Below are 17,061 nucleotides of genomic sequence, written 5' to 3'. Positions count from 1 at the left end.
AACAAGACAGAGACGCTATTAAAGCACACATTGCATGGCAGCGCTTTGATCTTACAACTTGATAATTAAACAAATATCCCCACCCCCAAACCTAAATGATTTGAAGAATGAGGTAAATATGAACGCTAAGATTGCAGCCGCTATCTCTTTAGGCGCTAGCTCTTTGGCTCTTATTGGAAGCATAAGCATTGCAAACGCAGCAAACGCCGCAGACACGACTACAACCTTGACGCAAGATGTGAAAACTACGCAGGTAACTCCAGTTTCTTCTGTTACACAAGCTGGCGAAGGCTTTGACCGCATGAGCGAAGTTGTTACTGTTGATCCGCAAGGCGATGCTGCTGGTGCTGGTACTAACGCTGGCAATCCACAGCAAGGTCAGACTCAAGGCAATCCTGGTGCTGGCGTTGGCGAAGCAGGTCAAGCAGGCAATAGCCAAACAGACTCCGACCCTAGCGCAAGCACACAAGGCAAATCTTCTGAAAAGAAAGAAGATCATGGCTCCGAAGGCAACACTGGTGCGCAAGCTGGTGGCAAGGATTCTAAAACACCGCCTGAAGAAGCACAAAAGAAGTTTGAAAAAGATGCAACAGAGAAGTTTAAAGATGCAAACAAATATCTAAACGAAGCAACTGCATCATACAATCCAGTAGAAGAAGAAGTAACTAAAACTCAAAACGAAGCCGATGAAGCTATCCAGAGCGTAAATAGCGCAATAGAAAAGAAAACACAAGCTGTAGCTGGAATCGAAAAAGCGAAGAAAGATATAGCAGCTAGAACTCAAGAGCTTAAAGACGCTCAAGGTGAAAATAAAAAAATTATTGAAGAAAATTTGCAAAATTCAAGGCGGGATTTAGAAAGAACAGCTAAAGACGCTTCAGATGCTATGAACCAGATTGCAGCAGCGTCTGAAAAAGTTGTTAAAGTTCAGAAAAAAATCCAAGATGCAGAATCTAAGGTTAACGATGCAACAGATAAAATCTCAGAAAAAAGCAATACTGTTTGGAATATGATTAAAGGTCTTGAGAGTAATCATGGAGATCTTTTTAAGAAAGACGAACATCGTAAAGGCGCATTTAAAATCGTCACAGATAATCTTACTACGTATATAAGCAAATTAAGCACATTGTCTAACAACCTTAACGGCCGCAAAGATTCGCTTGCTGCAGCTGCTAAGAGAGCAGAGGAAGCACTTAGCTCTGGTCTCCCATCTGCCGACGAGCCTGATGCGAATGCTCCGCAAGAGCAAATTCCACCAATGCAGAACCAGCAGAACGCTCCAGCTCCTGCTCCAGCAGAGCCAGAGCAGCAAGAGCAGAATCAAGCTCCAGCGCCGAACGCTCCACAAGGGAATCAACAGACTCCACAGGCTAATCCACAAAATCCTGCAGAGCCAGAGAAACAAACTCCTCCTACTCCTCCAGCGCCTCCAGCTGCCCAAAAACCACAGGCTAAGCAGCCAGAAAACAACGCGCAAGATAGCGATAGCTCTGCTCAAGGAAACTTTGCAGGAAGCCACGCGCAGCAAAACGGCGGCAATTTGAATGTTATTCCAGGCGCAGGCTCTATGGAAGCGGTTCCTTCTGCTCCAGAACCAAAAGAGCCAGCTCCATCTGTTCCAGAGGCAAAGGAATCGGCGCCTGCTCCTATTGAGCCACAATCCGCACCTAAGCACAGTGCTGCTCCAGCAAATCAAACGGAGCCTGCGAATACCGCTAAAGCTGCAGAAGAACTCGTAGAAAACGCTACTGCTATGTCGCAAGCAGCCGCAGAGACTCCTGCACGCACGCCTCGTGCTGCAGCTCCTGCTTCTGCCGCCTCTGCTGCTACTGCAGCAAGCTCCGCAAGCGCAGCAAAGAGCGAAGAGTCAAAGAACACATCTAACGATTCCGCAAAAGCCGAAAGCCAGAAGGAATCCGAAGACTCCAAGAGCGAAGAATCTAAAAACGAAGACTCAAAGAGTGAAGACTCTAAGAGCGAAGACAATAGCAGCGATAAGAGCGCTCAGGCAGCTGCCGCAAACAACGGTGAGCACGCTGCTGGCAACAACACAACGCTAATCGCAGCTGTTGCTGGCAGCATCACTGCTGGAATCGCAGCAATCGGCGCTGGCTGGCACTTTATGCGAATCCGCCGCAAGTAAGTAGCAACTAGCAGCAAACATGCACAAATAATCGCAAATAACAAAACCGCAGTTGGCATTTAGCTTTCTGCGGTTTTTGTTAAATACCACAAAAATCGCCAATATTGCAAACGATATCAATACTTAATATAATGGTTAGCTAGAGCGTGCCTCAATCCAGTGATGTGTTGAGAACCGCACCCTTTAGCATCGTTTGAAATCAATTCGATGCTCGTACATGTGCCACGATTAACAAAGGAGCATCATGAGCACAACAGACAATGGCACAACAACTAACGGCAAAACAAAGGCTGCCACAACTGTGCCCGTAGAAGAAAGCGCAGAAAGGCTTGCTCGCCCACTAGTTAAACTTGCAAAAGCATGCGGAGTTGCAACTTTCTACATAGACCAACTAGGTGACTATACGGAAATTACGGACGAAGCGCTTGTAGGCGTTCTAGACGCGCTGGGCTACCCTGCAACCACAAGCGAAAGCATTGAAAACTCACTAAAACGCGTTCAAGAAAAGCGCAATAGCGAGCTGCTGCCACCAACCGTGGTGTGCTTTATTGGAGCAAAAACGATTGTTCCTATTCACTCTGAAGAAGCTACAAGTAGTCCAGAAAAAATCCATATAACGCTTACGCTAGAAGATGGGTCGGAATACGAAGAGCCTCTTAACAACTTTGAAACAAGCGAAGAAGACGGATTAACTCTTGAACTTCCGCAAGACTTGCCAATGGGCTACCACACTCTTCTTGCAAAAGTCGAAGATAAAAATGGCAAAACTGTTGCACACGCGCAATCAACTTTGATTTGCGCGCCAGCAAAAATCCCACTTCCGCAAAGCGTTCAAGAACGCCATCGTTGGGGATACATGACTCAGCTTTATTCCGTTCGCTCAAAGGAATCTTGGGGCGTTGGCGATTATGGCGACTTGCGCAGACTGCTTAAAGACGCTGGCAGCATTGGCAAAGCCGACTTTATGCTTATAAACCCGATTCATGCGTGCGCACCAGTGGCACCTTTGGAGCCTTCTCCTTACTTGCCAGAATCGCGCAGGTTCTTAAACGTTACATACATTCGTCCGCAAGATATTCCAGAGTACGCGCAGCTTAGCGATAGCCAGCGCAAAGAGGTGGAGATTTTGCACGAGGGCGTGGAAGCGCTTAATAACAATCCAAATCCAATGGATATTAACGCCGCGTGGAACGCAAAACTTCCAGCCTTAAAGCTTATTTTTAAGCAGCCTAGAAGCGCCGAGCGCGAGCAGGATTTTGCAGACTTTAAGGCTCGCTCTGGAGAAGACTTAGACGCTTTTGCTACTTGGTGCGTAGCCTTTGAAGTTTGGGGTGCTCCTTGGGGAGATAATCTTTGGTTTGATACAACCGGCAAAGGCACGCCTCAGATCGACATGCTTAGACGCGAGCACGCTGATTTGCTTGAGTTCCACCGCTGGCTGCAATGGATTGCAGATGAGCAAGTTGCCGCTGCTCACGCCGAAGCTAAGGCTGCAGGAATGGCGATTGGTCTTATGCAAGACATGGCTGTTGGCGTGCACGGATACGGCGCAGACGTATGGTGGAGCCCAGAGCGCTTTGCTAACGGCGTTAGTGTTGGCGCGCCTCCAGACTTCTACAACCAGCAGGGTCAGGATTGGGGCCAGCCGCCATTTGACCCTAATTACTTAGACGAAACTGGCTACATTGCATACCGAGACATGGTTCACAACGTGTTCTTGCATGCTGGCGCAGTTCGCATTGACCATGTGCTTGGTCTTTTCCGCTTGTGGTGGATTCCGCGCGGCCAAGGCGCAAAGAACGGTGCTTACGTTTACTACAATGTGGACGCAATGCTTGCAGTTCTTAGTATTGAGGCCACTCGCGCAGGCGGATTGGTGATCGGCGAAGACCTTGGCACTGTTCCAGCGTACGTTTCTAAGGTGCTTGCTTCGCATGGCATTCTTGGAACTGTTGTTGAATGGTTTACGCACAATGACGAAGCCGAAAAAGCCGCTAAAAAGGCTGGAAAGAAGGAAATCATATTTGCAGATCCTTCTACATACCGCGAATACGCTTTGGCATCTGTTACTACTCACGACATGCCTCCTACAGCAGGCTATCTTGCGTTTGAGCACGTTAAGATTCGCGAAGAGCTGCACTTGCTTACCGATTCCGTAGAAAGCTTCCAAAAGGCTGCTAGCGCAGAGCGAGACGCCATGATGAAGATGCTTTTGGATGGTGGATGGATTAGCAAGGACGCTGCCGAGCATGTAGAAGACCATGTGCAAGAGATTGTAGAGGCCATGCATGCGATTATGCGCACTTCCCCATCTTTGCTTTTGCAAGTGGCACTTGTTGATGCAGTTGGAGAGAAGCGTTCGCAAAATCAGCCTGGAACCAGTACTGAGTATCCAAATTGGCGTATTCCTCTTGCAGATAAAGATGGAAACGTTGTTCATACAGGCGACGTTTTTAAGTCTCAACACGTACTCAATATGGCCGCCATTATGCGAGGCGAAAAAATTAGCTAACAAGCACAAATAACTGTAAAATTACCACCAAAAAATGTAAAAAGAAAGGTTAAAAATACTTGCAAACACTTGAATCAAGAGTATAATAAATATTGATTGTTACTCATGTAGTAACTTCTTTCTCTCTCGCATAGCGCGTAGGTCGCCTGTAGACACGGCTTACGCGCTATGTTTTTGATGTCCTAAGTGAGGCGAGCATCTATGGCGATGTTCGCCTCACTGCGTATTAGACGCAACGTACTTAGCAAACACGCGCTCCAAAAGCGGCGTGTGGAGCATAATTAAAGACCCCCACCCAAGCAAAATCAACAGCGGTAGTCCTTGCAAAAAATACCTTAGTGAAAGGTACACAAGCGCAAAGAACACGCAATCAAGCAAAAACATTATAAGCGTTGTACTAGCGTAACTAACGCCAAAAATCAGCGAATTAATAAGAGTTCTGCCAATCGAGTTTTCAAAGCGCGCTTGCAATGCAAACACCCACTGCGCAACAAGAATCCACAAAATGCTAATCGCAAACTTTATTATTAAAAGCGGAGTAAGTTGCACAAAAATCCAAGACCATATAATTACAACTAAAAGTGGCCCTAAAATAGCCCAAATAATAGTTGCCTTAACAAAATTATTCTTAAAAGACTTAAAGTAGATTGCTGTTGTGTGTGCCTCGCCACGTTCAATCCGTCTAGCTGTCTCGTGAGCGGCCGTAATAGACGCTCCAACCGTTACAAGCGGAATGCTGGTAATAATCATTAGAACAGTAAGCCAGACCGCATCTGCAAACGATTCCATTCCTTGAGCGAACTTAGAATCAGGGCTTCCAAAAGAGATCATTACAACTACTCCCGCCTAATTAAGCAAACTTAAACAAATCTAAAATAACAATACACTATAAGATACGCTTAAACACAAAGATACGCTTAAACACAAATGATGGTGGCTGCAAACACTTGCAACCACCATCATGCGTGCCGAGATTCGAAGGAGAAAAAACCTCAGCCCTTTACCGCACCTGCCATAACACCTTTAATTATGTACTTCTGGCAGATTAGGTAGAAGACTATTATTGGAACAATTGCCATAACCAGGCAGCCCATCATTGCACCCATTTCAACAGAGCCATAGCCGCCCTTCAAATATTGAACTGCAATAGAAACCGTCTTGTACTTGTTCAAATCCAAAGTGAGGTATGGAAGAAGGAAGTCGTTCCAAATCCACATTGTTTGCAAGATAGAAACGGATATAATTGCAGGCCTCATAATCGGCACAATAATCTGGAAGAATATGCGTGGCACAGAAGCGCCATCAATCATTGCAGACTCTTCCAACTCTTGAGGAATGCCCTTTACAACGCCTGTGAAAATAAACACAGCCAAACCTGCGCCGAATCCAAGGTAGATTATCCACAAGCCCCAAGGAGTGTTCAATCCAAGCTTTGTAGTGATGTTGGAAAGCGTGAACATAACCATCTGGAATGGCACAATCATGTTGAACAAGAACAACACGTAAAGAAGCTTTGCAGCCCAATTGTTTACGCGCACAATCCACCAAGCACACATAGAAGTGCAAAGCAGAATCAAAGCCACAGCGCCAATCGTTACAACAATTGTCCACCAGAAGCTCATCAACAAATTCGTGCGGTTAATGCCAAGAACGTAGTTATCAAAACCAATAAACGACTTTGGAGTAAGCGAAAATGGCTCGCTAGCAATATACACCTTTGACTTAAAGGAGTTCATAAACACTAACGCGATTGGGAAAATCCACAGCAAACTCACTACAGCAAAAAGCGTGGTCCAAAGCGCAGGATGCTTAGTCTTCTCGTTCATGCTGCCACCTCCTTAGAAGTTGTCAACCTGTTCTGAATCAAGGCAATAACGGCAACAATAATGAAGAATATAACTGCCTTTGCCTGACCGACGCCTTCACCATTGAGTCTTCCATAGAATGTGTTGAAGATGTTTAATGCAAGCATCTCCGACTTTCTAGAAGGAGCACCATTAGTCAACGCCAAGTTCTGATCGAATAGCTTGAATCCGTTTGTAACCGTTAAGAACGTGCAAACCGTAATAGACGGCATCATAAGCGGGATTGTAATCTTAAACAGCGTCTGCGTTGGGCTTGCACCATCAACGGCAGCTGCCTCAATAACGTCTCCTGGAAGCGCTTGTAAGCCAGCAATGTAAATAATCATCATGTAGCCGATTTGCTGCCAGCATATCAAAAGAACCATGCCCCAGAATCCGTACGTTGCAGAATACGTAATAGCACGGCCAAAGTAGCCCAAGATGCCATTAAGCACTACCTGCCAAACGTAGCCCAGAACAATGCCACCAATCAAATTCGGCATAAAGAATACCGTACGGAATAGGTTGGAGCCTTTAAACTTTTTTGTAAGCATGTAAGCGATTGCGAATGCAATAACATTAATAACAATTGTTGTTACAACCGTAAAAGCTGTTGTAAATACTAGCGAATGAAGGAAGTGTGGGTCGCGCAAAGCCTTGCGATAATTGCGGATTCCAACAAACTTTCCGTCAGTAACAGTATGGAACTTAGTAAAGCTAAGATACACGCCCATTACAAATGGCACTAAGAAGCCAATTACAAATGCAGCAAACGTTGGCAGAGCGAATAACGCCCACCATTTGCGTATTGCTTTTCCACTCATATTAATCATGATTCGTCACTTTCTCCTCCTTGAGTACGCGCCTGTGCGAGCGGCCGCGCTCGAACCAATACTTTTATCTTACTACATGCAACCACAATGTCAAACGTTGTCATTTTTTGCATGTCGCCACTTAAGAAGGCAAAAATCAAATGTGAAAAAAATCCCTATTTTTGGCGATTTTACGGCAAAACCTGCTATTATTGTTCGTATTGCAAACGTTTGTGTAATGAGCGCAAATAAGCACGTGAAAATTCTCATATGCAACACTGCTCATATACTAGCGTTGCATATGTTTTAACAATATTAATGAAGATATTGAGTAAACATTTTGCTGCGCGAATAAAGGAGTTCAAATGCCAGCTAATATTCAAGACGTGGCCGATCAGGCGCATGTATCTGTATCCACTGTTTCTAGATCTTTTACGCGCCCAGACTTGGTTTCCGCAGCAACGCGCAACAAAGTATTAGCTATTGCCGAAAAACTAAACTTTTCAATATCTAGATCCGCAGCGGCACTAAAATCTGGCAAAACACTAAGAGTTGCACTTCTTCTTAGCGACAGCATTCGACTATGGTTTAGCGCGTCGATTATACAAGGCCTAAATCAAGTTCTTCACCCCGCAGGCTACGACCTTTCAATCTTCCAAATATCCAGCAGCCAAGAGCGCGCAGAGTTCTTTAGCATGCTGCCAACTCGCCGAAACGCAGACGCTGTAATCGTTTGCTCCTTCGACGTAAACAAATCGGAAGTAGCTTCCTTAAAGGCCACTGGCGTGCCAGTCTTAGGTATAAACTGCTTGAATCCTATGGATTGCGATTTTGACGCAACGATTAACATAGACGACGATCAAGGCGCGCGACTTATGGCACGCCATCTTATTGGGCTAGGCCACAAAAACATTGCCTACATTCGCACAAACCGCGATATCTCACTGCATTTTAGCGTTTTGCAGCGCTACCACTCTTTTATTGACGAATGCAAAATCAACGGCATTACGCCTACAGAAATCGTTGCCCCCGAAGGATTAGACAGAATAAGCTCAATTGTCTCTTCGCTTTTAAGCAACGTAAATGTTCCTACGGCGATTGCTTGCCAAGAAGACGGCATAGCAATTCCGCTTATGTTCCAGCTTTCTAGAAGCGGATACAGCACACCTGGAGACGTTTCGATTATTGGTTTTGACGATAGTTTTTACGCTAGAGAAACAGGGCTTACGACTATTCGCCAAGACCCTGCAGAAATGGCAGTAGACGCAGCCAAAATAACTTTGTCTCTGATTAATGGCGATTATTTAAGCGAAGAATGCAAATATATTACCATTCCAGCACAGCTTATAGTTAGATCAAGCACAAGTCAACTTGAAAACAATTAAGACAATTATCAGACTAAGGTCATTCTTCCAATAAAGCTATATCTAACTCGATCCATACCTAACTCAAGCTATATCTCACTCAAGCCACACCTAACTCAAGACGCATCTCACTAAAGCCACAACTTACTAAAGATAATTCTTAAAATAAAAAGAGCCTCAAACCATTAGGCTTGAAGCTCTTTTACTTGTCACTAATGCACTGTGCTAATGCAATTACAAAAATGACATATATTAAATTATGAATTTAATAATCCAGTTTTAACCCAATTCTTAGGATTAATCGGATTAGTCCTGATCTTCGTGAGCTTGAGCAACTTCCTTAGCCCAATTGTCAACGAAGGCGCTCTTAACCTTATCCCACTTGCCAGTGCCCTGAGCATACTCAAGCAAAGCAGAGCCAAGATCGTTCTTCCAGTTGTCAGATGGCATCATAGTGAAGTTCCAGCTTACAGGAGTCTTGCCAGACTGAGCGTCTTCAACAGCAGCAGCAGTCAAAGGATTCTCAGACTTCATATCTGCAAAGCTCTTGAACGGAGTGGTGAAGCCCATCTTCTTAGACATAGCTTCCTTGCCGTAATCAGAGGTAAGAACCCACTTCAAGAAGTCCTTGGTTGCCTTCTTGTTAGCATCCGAAGTCTTCTCGTTAATGCACCAGTAGTTCTCGGAGCCAGTAGCCAAGCCTTGCTTCTCTTCGCCCTTAGCACCAATGTAGATTGGGAGCATGCCAAGATCTTCGGCCTTCATGCCAGCCTTCTGCAAGTCGGTCCAAGCCCAAGTACCATTCTGATAGAACACAGCCTTACCAAGCGAGAACTCGGAGTTTGCATCCTCGCCAGTCTTAGAGCTGAGCTGAGTTGCAGGAGTTGTGGAATCAGTAATGTAAAGATCGAAGATCTTCTTGTAGCCATCAAGGAACGTGCCCTTAATCTTTGCTGGCTGCTTGGTAACCTTGTCTGCCTTAAACTCGTAGTACAGAGGAATGTTTGCAAGGTGAGTCTTAAAGCGCCAATCAGAGCTGGAATCGAAGCCAGCAGAAGTGAATGCACCATCAACACCAAGCTCACCCTTACGAGCCTGAATATCGTCCGCAACAGCCTTGAGCTTATCGAAGGAATTAATCTCTTCAGCAGACTTTACCTTAGCATCCTTAAGCTCCGTGTACTTCTTTAACAAAGCCTTGTTGTAAATCAAGCCGTAAGTTTCCATTGCGTATGGAACGCCAACAACCTTGTCTCCATCCTTAAGAGCAATATCCTTGTTTTGAAGCTGCTTGTAAAGCTCGGTATCCTTAAGATCTGCAGTGTAATCCTTCCAGCTTGCGTAGCCAACAGGACCATTCACCTGGAACAGTGTAGGCGCTTCGTTGCCCTTGCTGATTTCGCTCTTAAGGGACTGCTCGTAAGTGCCAGAAGCAGCGTTCTGAACCTTTACAGGAATGCCAGTCTTCTTGGTGTATTCCTTAGCAACTTCCTTCCACTGATCAGCAGATTCTGGCTTAAAGTTAAGGAAGTAAACCTTGCCCTTATCGGAAGAATCCGAAGAACTGGAACCGCATGCAGCGAGCGCACCGAATGCCATTGCGGAGCAAGCTACAAGCGCAATTGTTGACTTAATTGTACGATTCATCATCGAACCTTTCTCCTATGCCGTCGGCCTACCTTTTGGCCGCCGCACCCCTAGGTGCCCTTTCGACATTTTTTATTATGCCTCAAATGCAAAAATATTGCAAACGATAGCAGCGTTGATATGGTGGCGTGTCGTATATCTAAAGCAAGCAAAAATCAGCAATTCCAGCGAACGATTACACGATCGCCCTTATAAGTTCCAAGAGCGCTGTAATGCGCGGTGTCTAGTCGAAGTAAGCGCGCGTAAGAAGCATCAACACCAAGCCATCTGGTTGCTAAAATCCTAAGAATGTGCGCGTGAGCTACAATAATCACATCCTTGCCGCTTTTAAGTTTTGGTAAAACAGAGTCGATTATTTTTTGAGTACGATTAGAAACTTCTTGTAAAGATTCGCCATTAGTACGCACGACTTTTACTGTTTCGCCACTTGGAAGAACCTCTTGGCAAGAATCCGACATAAAATCTGGAAGAGCTTTAGGGCCATCCTTCCAAACGTCCCACGACTCAACACCGCTTAGCGCGGACACATCTTTTCGAGTGCGCCCCTCTGCACAGCCGTAATCCCACTCGGCAGCATATTCTAGCGGCGTGCAATGCGCAAATCCTGCCAACTGAGCTGTTTGACGAGCACGAACAAGAGGGCTTACAAATTGGCAATCCTCGCTAAAACCGTTTGGAAAAGCTTGACGAATCCTGGCGCCTGCGCTTATAGCTTGATTGCGGCCAACTTGCGTTAGTGGAATATCGGTGCGGCCTGTATGCTGGCCAGATTCACTCCAAGCAGTTTGACCGTGGCGCAAAAGCACTAGTCGCCCTTCGGGCGCTCCCGAACATGTTGCTGGAACATCTTGAATCGCGTACGAATCCGTTGTATCTGTTGTATCCGTTGTGCACAAATCGCCATTAACTTTAATGTCAATATTGTTCAAACCGTTCAGCATACCCAACGCCGCCTTAGCACCACCATTTTTAGCTTGCGCTTGGTGCATTAACGCAAGCATTTATCAAGCGGCTTCGCTGCCAACTTGTTCACTCGTACATTTATAACACTTTTATAACACTTCTACATGCCAATTTCTAATTGGTATTTCGTTGCCATTAATATAAAAACATGACGTCAACTCAAAGCAACGCACAGAACAGCGAGCAAAACAATACGCAAAACAACGCGCAAAATGCATATGCGAATCAAACTATTCAAACGCTTCTTAATCGCAGATCTATACGCGCTTTCAAAAATGAGCCAATTAGCGAAGATATTGCAAAAACGTTGGAAGCAGCGGCACAGCGCGCAGCTTGCAGCCAGTTTTTGAACGATTGGTCGGCTATTAAAATCACTAGCAAAGATCTTAAACAAAAACTTTCTAAACTTGGAAATCAAACTTACATAGCAACAGCGCCACTTTTGTATGTTTTTATTATTGACCAGCACAGAAATGCTGCTATAGCGCGTAAAAACGGCATTGATGCAGACGGAAACGATTTTACTCTTAAAACAGGCTACAGATTCTCGCAGTCGCAAAACGACGCTGTTCTTGCACTACACGCAATGGAAACAGCCGCAGAATCGCTTGGACTCGGTTGCGTAATCCTTGGTTCAATTTTGAATAATATTCCAGATTTAATTGAACTTTTGAAGTTGCCAAAATACACGTATCCAGTTCTTGGGCTTGCAATTGGCAAGCCAGACCAAAGGCCAGAATTAAAGCCGTGCATGGACTCGAGTATGCAATTCTTTGAAAATGAATACCCTAGCAGCGATGATGTTTTGATTGAAAAACTTGCAGACTTCGACGAAAGAGTGCATAAATACTACGATTTACGTAATGCAGATAGGCCAGTGGACGCATTCAGTGCACAAATCGCAAAACTTGCTGTAGATTCTGGAGCTAAAAACCACAGTTGCGAATCGCAGCTTAATGCGCAAGGATTTACTTTCAAGTACTGATTTGCTGATTTGCTGATTTTTAGTGTTAATTATTTAACATCAATTATTTAGCGTATACGCGGCTTATATCCGCGTTTTCTAGACTTAGGTTTGGTTGTTTCAAACCGCGAGCGCATATCGCAATACTTACGAATCGCAGGATTTGAATGCGTTAAATGCCAACTTCCGCAATAATCGCATTTATAAACCCACAGCTTTGCTCCGCGTTCAGTAAAACTTTTATCCGCTGCCATAAGAGCCTGCCCTTTGTTGGCATACATTATTTTTTGAGTAGATTCACATCTGCGCGGAGTAAAGAAATACATGTAACCCATAGTATCACCGCAACAAACTGCGATGATTCGCAACTTTATGTAGTGCGATTATACCCAATTTAGGCACTTTTTAATACAAACACACTACAAGATTGCGGCTTGCGCAAAATCGTATTCCAGCAAATCAAAATAAGTTCAATTTAATGTCTTTTTAGTTCAATTCTTAATTATTGCTCAGCCAGAATTTGGTCAAAATTCAAAATAAATTCAACTTTATGCTTGCAAAATGAGTTTTGGCGCGTAAAATTGTCTTTTAATCGCCTCAAAGTTCAATTTATATCTTCTATTTTGAACTTTGTTGTAAGTTTGTTCAATTTAAGAATGCTGATTTTATAAGCTTCTATAAGAAAGACGGATTATGGCACAGAATTTTGCAAACGACCTTAAAAAGGCCATGAAAATCAAGGGATATAAGCAGATTGACGTAATCGAGCTTGCAGCAAAAGATGGCCATAAACTTGGCAAAAGCCAGTTAAGTCAATATTTAAGCGGAAAAACTGAGCCACGCAAAGACGTGCGAGATATGCTTGCACAAATTCTTGGAATTAGCAGCGACGGAATCAAAGGTGGGCATTCTTGCGCAAAAACCGCGCAAAACTGCCAGTCTGCAGAAGAATCACAATTAAATCAGCCACAGCTTACAGAAGAACAACTTTCCCAAACACTCAAACATAGATCTTTCAACAAATCCACCAAACTTGAGCACGTGCTTTACGATGTTCGCGGCCCAGTTGTTGAAGAAGCAAACCGCATGGAAGCAAACGGAACGCATATTCTAAAGCTCAACATTGGGAATCCTGCTCCTTTTGGTTTCCGCGCTCCAGACGAAGTAATTTACGACATGCAGCAGCAGCTTATTGACTGCGAAGGCTACTCGGATAGTCGCGGACTTTTCTCCGCGCGCAAGGCGATTATGCAATACGATCAGCTTAAGGGCATTCCAGGCGTACAAATGGAAGATATTTACACTGGAAACGGCGTTTCCGAGCTGATTAACCTTTCTATGCAAGCACTGCTTGATTGCGGCGACGAGATTCTTATTCCAAGCCCAGACTATCCGCTGTGGACTGCGTGCGCTAGCCTGGCTGGAGGTACTCCTGTGCACTACATGTGTGACGAAAAGTCGCATTGGTACCCAGATATTGCCGACATTCGCTCTAAAATCACCCCTCGCACTAAAGCAATCGTGATTATTAACCCGAATAATCCTACGGGTGTGCTGTATAGTCGCGAAGTTTTGGAAGAGATTGTTAAGATTGCGCGCGAGTTTAATCTGATTATTTTTGCGGACGAGATTTACGACCGTCTTGTTATGGATGGCAAGAAGCATATTTCGATTGCTTCTCTTGCTCCAGACGTATTCTGCGTAACTTTCAGCGGACTTTCTAAGTCACATATGATTGCTGGCTTCCGTATTGGTTGGATGAGTCTTTCGGGAGATAAATCCAAGGCTCGCGACTACATTATGGGACTTAACATGCTGTCTAATATGCGCTTGTGCTCGAACGTTCCTGCGCAGTCGATTATTCAGACTGCTTTGGGCGGATACCAGAGCGTTGAAAAGTATTTGGAGCCAGGCGGACGCGTGTATGAGCAGCGCGAGTATTGCTATAACGCACTTCAAGAGATGGATGGTGTAAGCGTTGAGCGGCCAGATGCTGCTTTCTACATGTTTGTAAAACTCGATCCTGCTCGCTACAACATTCACGACGATGAACAGTTTGCGCTTGATTTGCTGCGCGATCAGAAGTTGCTGATTGTGCACGGCAAAGGCTTTAATTGGCAGACTCCAGGCTACTTCCGCGTAGTTTACTTGCCGCGCTTGCAAACGCTTCGTGACGCAATGGGCAAACTCTCTAACTTCCTCTCCTACTATCGCCAGTAGAAAAAATAATTTTTATATAAAAAAATTATGAATATAGTGCCACGCTAAAAAAAATTTAACGTAGCACTATATTTTTCATAGGAGGAAGGAATCAAAGTATTTACTAAGCAACCTGTTATCTTATAGATGCTACTGGGCCAATCGACTCACGCAGCAGCACAGTAATAGGTAGACATACGTGACGGGATGATGCGCGTTCATACCCAGCATTCAAAGTTTCTACTATATATTCAGCAGCTAAACGTCCTTTAGCTGTAACAGGCTGTTTAACTGTTGTCAACGGTGGATTACTACATGCAGACTCATCTATATCATCAAATCCTGTAACAGAAATATCACGTGGAATTTGCAAACCAGACTGTCTAGCAGCGTCCATTACTCCAAACGCAATAACATCACTAAAACAGATGAATGCAGTTGGTAATACAGAATTATTTTGTTTTATTTGCGCAAAAGCTTCTTCTCCTCCAGTACGAGTACATGGCACTTCAATAACATTTTTCTTATCGACCAGTGGAGCTATTCCATTCTCTTCTAAAGCAGAAATCACACCATCAATACGGCGACGAATTGTTCCATGCCAAGAAAGATACCCATCATCATTGCCTGATTCTGGAGAAATCACCACAAAATTGCGATGACCTAATGAAATAAGATGCTCAGTTAATTCTTTCATAGCGCGCGACTCATCAATATTGATACTCGGAGCCTGGCTATGTACCTCACTGTCAACAATCACAAATGGCTTTCCTTGCTGCATAAGAGCTTCAACTTCACCACGATCTTCTTCTAAACCAGTTACTATAAAACCGTCAACTGCAGCATAAGGAATTGCTTTTAACATAGAATTACGAAGTGGAGGCACTAAAAGAAGCGTCAATCCCTCTCGCTCACAGATTTGCCCAATACCCTGAATAAATTCCGAATAGTATGGATTTTCTAGCACTCGCCCTAATTGCTGCGGTAGTAACAATCCCAAACTATTTGTCTTTTGAGTTCTCAGCATATAAGCAACAGGATTACGCACATATCCTAGTTCCTTTGCAACTGAAAATATGTGTTCTACAGTTTCTGACGATAAGCGATCAGGAGTATTATACGCAAAGGAGACAGCAGATTTAGAGACACGCGCTGCATCAGCAATATCCTGCATTGTAATTTTCTTTCCCATGCTTCACACTTCTTACTTCTACATTATTTTTACTGTTGAGCCTGCAATACGATCATAGAATTATCTTTATTAGGGCGCCAACTATCTCCAACAGTTACACCATTTATAATTCGCCAATTATGATTTTGCAATTGTTGAGGTAGCTTCGATGAATTATATTCTACCAAATTATTACGTGAAATAATCATCAAAAGAGATTCTTCCTTATGCTCTCGCGAAATAATGACAGTATCTTCGTCAACAGCGTAACAACTTTGCGTACCCCTTCGCAACGCAATATGATCACGCCGCAATGCATTTAATTGAACAATTGTACGGAATATTTCAGCATTTGTATCAAGACTATCCCACTGCATACCAGAACGGCACCCAGGATCATTATCGCCAACCATACCAAGTTCATCACCGTAATAAATCATCGGAGCACCTTCGCAGGCAAACATGCAACAGTAGGCAGCTATGCAATCCTCAGTATTATTTTGGTGCGCAGTTAAAACACGCTCAGTATCGTGACTACCCAACAAATTCATCATCCCATGGTGATATCCATACGGTATGCGCTCCTGCAAACGGTTAATACCGTTAACAAAATCGTATGCATTGAACCGCTTCGTTGCAGTAAAACCTAAAACTAAATCACGCAGAGTATAATTCATTGTGCTATCGGTAGTGTCTCCTTGCAGCCATTGAGCGGGGTCTCTCCATTCTTCAGCTATCAAACATAATTCTGAATTTTTTGCTTTAACAACTTGCCTAAAATCCTGCCAAAATTCTGGATAAATAAAATATGGAACGTCAAGACGATAACCGTCGATACCTTGATCAATCCAATATCTCGCAACATTAAAATGATGCTCACGCACCTTTGGATTAAACACATTCCACTTCGGTAGATATTCACAACCAGAACAGGTTTTATAATTAGGTACAGGCAATGACTTAACTGGAAAGTTTTTCACTGAAAAATAATTAACATATTCTGAATTCTCTTCATTTTTAACAACATCTTGAAACATCCAATGAGTTTTACCACAATGATTTAAAACTGCATCTAGTACTATACGTATATTCCGCTTATGCGCTTCATCTACCAATGTATGGAAATCTTCAAGAGTTCCTAAAAGTGGATCGATTTTAAAATAATCGTTTGCATCATAACGATGATTTGTTGCAGCAGAAAAAATTGGATTCAAATAGAGCGCATTGCACCCTAAATCATGAATATAATCAAGTTTTTCTGTAATTCCAGCAATATTACCACCTAAGAAATTCTCACGCGTAGGCTCAGCATCCCATGGATCAAGCGGCACATGACCTTCAGTTAGCATACCGTAGCCTTCACAACGATAGAAACGATCAGGAAAAATCTGATAAAATCTTGCATCAGGTAACCACTGTGGTATAGACATAATAAACCCCAT

General features: G+C 43.9%; 13 protein-coding genes. 5 read left to right on the top strand and 8 right to left on the bottom strand.

Translation table 11 applies throughout. The features are described from left to right. The first annotated feature begins 118 nt into the window (after positions 1-118). A complete protein-coding gene (locus tag NYP67_RS01815) occupies positions 119-2,143 on the top strand; it encodes a hypothetical protein (RefSeq protein ID WP_415694913.1) in 2,025 nt (674 codons plus the stop codon). A 244-nt stretch (positions 2,144-2,387) separates the two neighbouring features. Then, the gene (gene malQ / locus NYP67_RS01810; RefSeq protein ID WP_415694914.1) at positions 2,388-4,655 is read left to right on the top strand and encodes a 4-alpha-glucanotransferase; all 2,268 of its coding nucleotides are present in this window, start codon (positions 2,388-2,390) and stop codon (positions 4,653-4,655) included. A gap of 216 nt (positions 4,656-4,871) precedes the next feature. On the opposite strand, the gene NYP67_RS01805 is transcribed toward malQ, so the two are convergent. The 3 genes from NYP67_RS01805 to NYP67_RS01795 all read right to left on the bottom strand — a co-directional run bounded on the left by NYP67_RS01805 (position 4,872) and on the right by NYP67_RS01795 (position 7,332). Further along, positions 4,872-5,486 carry a DUF624 domain-containing protein gene (locus NYP67_RS01805; RefSeq protein ID WP_415694915.1) on the bottom strand — a complete coding sequence of 205 codons (615 nt, stop codon included), beginning with the start codon at positions 5,484-5,486 and terminating at the stop codon, positions 4,872-4,874. 161 nt (positions 5,487-5,647) lie between these two features. Beyond that, positions 5,648-6,481, bottom strand: a complete 834-nt coding sequence (locus NYP67_RS01800; protein ID WP_004131359.1) for a carbohydrate ABC transporter permease — start codon at positions 6,479-6,481, stop codon at positions 5,648-5,650. Further along, a complete protein-coding gene (locus NYP67_RS01795; protein WP_004131357.1) occupies positions 6,478-7,332 on the bottom strand; it encodes a carbohydrate ABC transporter permease in 855 nt (284 codons plus the stop codon). The genes NYP67_RS01800 and NYP67_RS01795 overlap by 4 nt, the downstream gene beginning before the upstream one ends. Positions 7,333-7,676: 344 nt before the next feature. Between NYP67_RS01795 and NYP67_RS01790 the strand changes: the two genes are divergently transcribed. After that, a complete protein-coding gene (locus tag NYP67_RS01790; protein ID WP_102705114.1) occupies positions 7,677-8,696 on the top strand; it encodes a LacI family DNA-binding transcriptional regulator in 1,020 nt (339 codons plus the stop codon). 285 nt (positions 8,697-8,981) lie between these two features. Here the strand turns inward: NYP67_RS01790 and NYP67_RS01785 are convergent, their stop codons facing one another. After that, positions 8,982-10,325, bottom strand: a complete 1,344-nt coding sequence (locus tag NYP67_RS01785; RefSeq protein WP_004131351.1) for an ABC transporter substrate-binding protein — start codon at positions 10,323-10,325, stop codon at positions 8,982-8,984. Positions 10,326-10,477: 152 nt separating this feature from the next. Further along, positions 10,478-11,263: a histidine phosphatase family protein gene (locus NYP67_RS01780; protein WP_473411209.1), complete on the bottom strand. Its 786-nt coding sequence runs from the start codon at positions 11,261-11,263 to the stop codon at positions 10,478-10,480. Between the two features lie 170 nt (positions 11,264-11,433). On the opposite strand from NYP67_RS01780, the gene NYP67_RS01775 reads away from it, so the two are divergent. After that, entirely contained in the window at positions 11,434-12,270 is an 837-nt protein-coding gene (locus tag NYP67_RS01775; protein ID WP_473411117.1) for a nitroreductase family protein, read from the top strand. 47 nt (positions 12,271-12,317) lie between these two features. Here NYP67_RS01775 and NYP67_RS01770 read toward each other — a convergent pair whose 3' ends face one another. Then, positions 12,318-12,584 (bottom strand): hypothetical protein, encoded by a 267-nt coding sequence (locus tag NYP67_RS01770; protein ID WP_016636345.1) that lies wholly within the window; start codon positions 12,582-12,584, stop codon positions 12,318-12,320. A 358-nt stretch (positions 12,585-12,942) separates the two neighbouring features. Between NYP67_RS01770 and NYP67_RS01765 the strand changes: the two genes are divergently transcribed. Then, on the top strand, positions 12,943-14,469 hold the full coding sequence (locus tag NYP67_RS01765; protein WP_415702261.1) for an aminotransferase class I/II-fold pyridoxal phosphate-dependent enzyme: 1,527 nt from the start codon (positions 12,943-12,945) through the stop codon (positions 14,467-14,469). A 115-nt stretch (positions 14,470-14,584) separates the two neighbouring features. Here the strand turns inward: NYP67_RS01765 and NYP67_RS01760 are convergent, their stop codons facing one another. Next, the gene (locus NYP67_RS01760) at positions 14,585-15,640 is read right to left on the bottom strand and encodes a LacI family DNA-binding transcriptional regulator (RefSeq protein WP_004131343.1); all 1,056 of its coding nucleotides are present in this window, start codon (positions 15,638-15,640) and stop codon (positions 14,585-14,587) included. A 29-nt stretch (positions 15,641-15,669) separates the two neighbouring features. Next, positions 15,670-17,049 (bottom strand): glycoside hydrolase family 13 protein, encoded by a 1,380-nt coding sequence (locus NYP67_RS01755; RefSeq protein ID WP_410294424.1) that lies wholly within the window; start codon positions 17,047-17,049, stop codon positions 15,670-15,672. Positions 17,050-17,061: the final 12 nt, after the last annotated feature.

It is taken from the genome of Gardnerella sp. c23Ub_4 (assembly GCF_055804115.1).
The sequence above is the reverse complement of the archived record's forward strand: the minus strand, read 5'-3'. Positions and strand labels throughout refer to the sequence as shown.

What these genes read in the sequence shown, in the direction of transcription:
- NYP67_RS01815 (WP_415694913.1), top strand. Translation starts at nt 119, where the DNA reads ATGAACGCTAAGATTGCAGCCGCTATCTCTTTAGGCGCTAGCTCTTTG.
- malQ (WP_415694914.1), top strand. Translation starts at nt 2,388, where the DNA reads ATGAGCACAACAGACAATGGCACAACAACTAACGGCAAAACAAAGGCT.
- NYP67_RS01805 (WP_415694915.1), bottom strand. Translation starts at nt 5,486, where the DNA reads ATGATCTCTTTTGGAAGCCCTGATTCTAAGTTCGCTCAAGGAATGGAA.
- NYP67_RS01800 (WP_004131359.1), bottom strand. Translation starts at nt 6,481, where the DNA reads ATGAACGAGAAGACTAAGCATCCTGCGCTTTGGACCACGCTTTTTGCT.
- NYP67_RS01795 (WP_004131357.1), bottom strand. Translation starts at nt 7,332, where the DNA reads ATGATTAATATGAGTGGAAAAGCAATACGCAAATGGTGGGCGTTATTC.
- NYP67_RS01790 (WP_102705114.1), top strand. Translation starts at nt 7,677, where the DNA reads ATGCCAGCTAATATTCAAGACGTGGCCGATCAGGCGCATGTATCTGTA.
- NYP67_RS01785 (WP_004131351.1), bottom strand. Translation starts at nt 10,325, where the DNA reads ATGATGAATCGTACAATTAAGTCAACAATTGCGCTTGTAGCTTGCTCC.
- NYP67_RS01780 (WP_473411209.1), bottom strand. Translation starts at nt 11,263, where the DNA reads ATGCTGAACGGTTTGAACAATATTGACATTAAAGTTAATGGCGATTTG.
- NYP67_RS01775 (WP_473411117.1), top strand. Translation starts at nt 11,434, where the DNA reads ATGACGTCAACTCAAAGCAACGCACAGAACAGCGAGCAAAACAATACG.
- NYP67_RS01770 (WP_016636345.1), bottom strand. Translation starts at nt 12,584, where the DNA reads ATGGGTTACATGTATTTCTTTACTCCGCGCAGATGTGAATCTACTCAA.
- NYP67_RS01765 (WP_415702261.1), top strand. Translation starts at nt 12,943, where the DNA reads ATGGCACAGAATTTTGCAAACGACCTTAAAAAGGCCATGAAAATCAAG.
- NYP67_RS01760 (WP_004131343.1), bottom strand. Translation starts at nt 15,640, where the DNA reads ATGGGAAAGAAAATTACAATGCAGGATATTGCTGATGCAGCGCGTGTC.
- NYP67_RS01755 (WP_410294424.1), bottom strand. Translation starts at nt 17,049, where the DNA reads ATGTCTATACCACAGTGGTTACCTGATGCAAGATTTTATCAGATTTTT.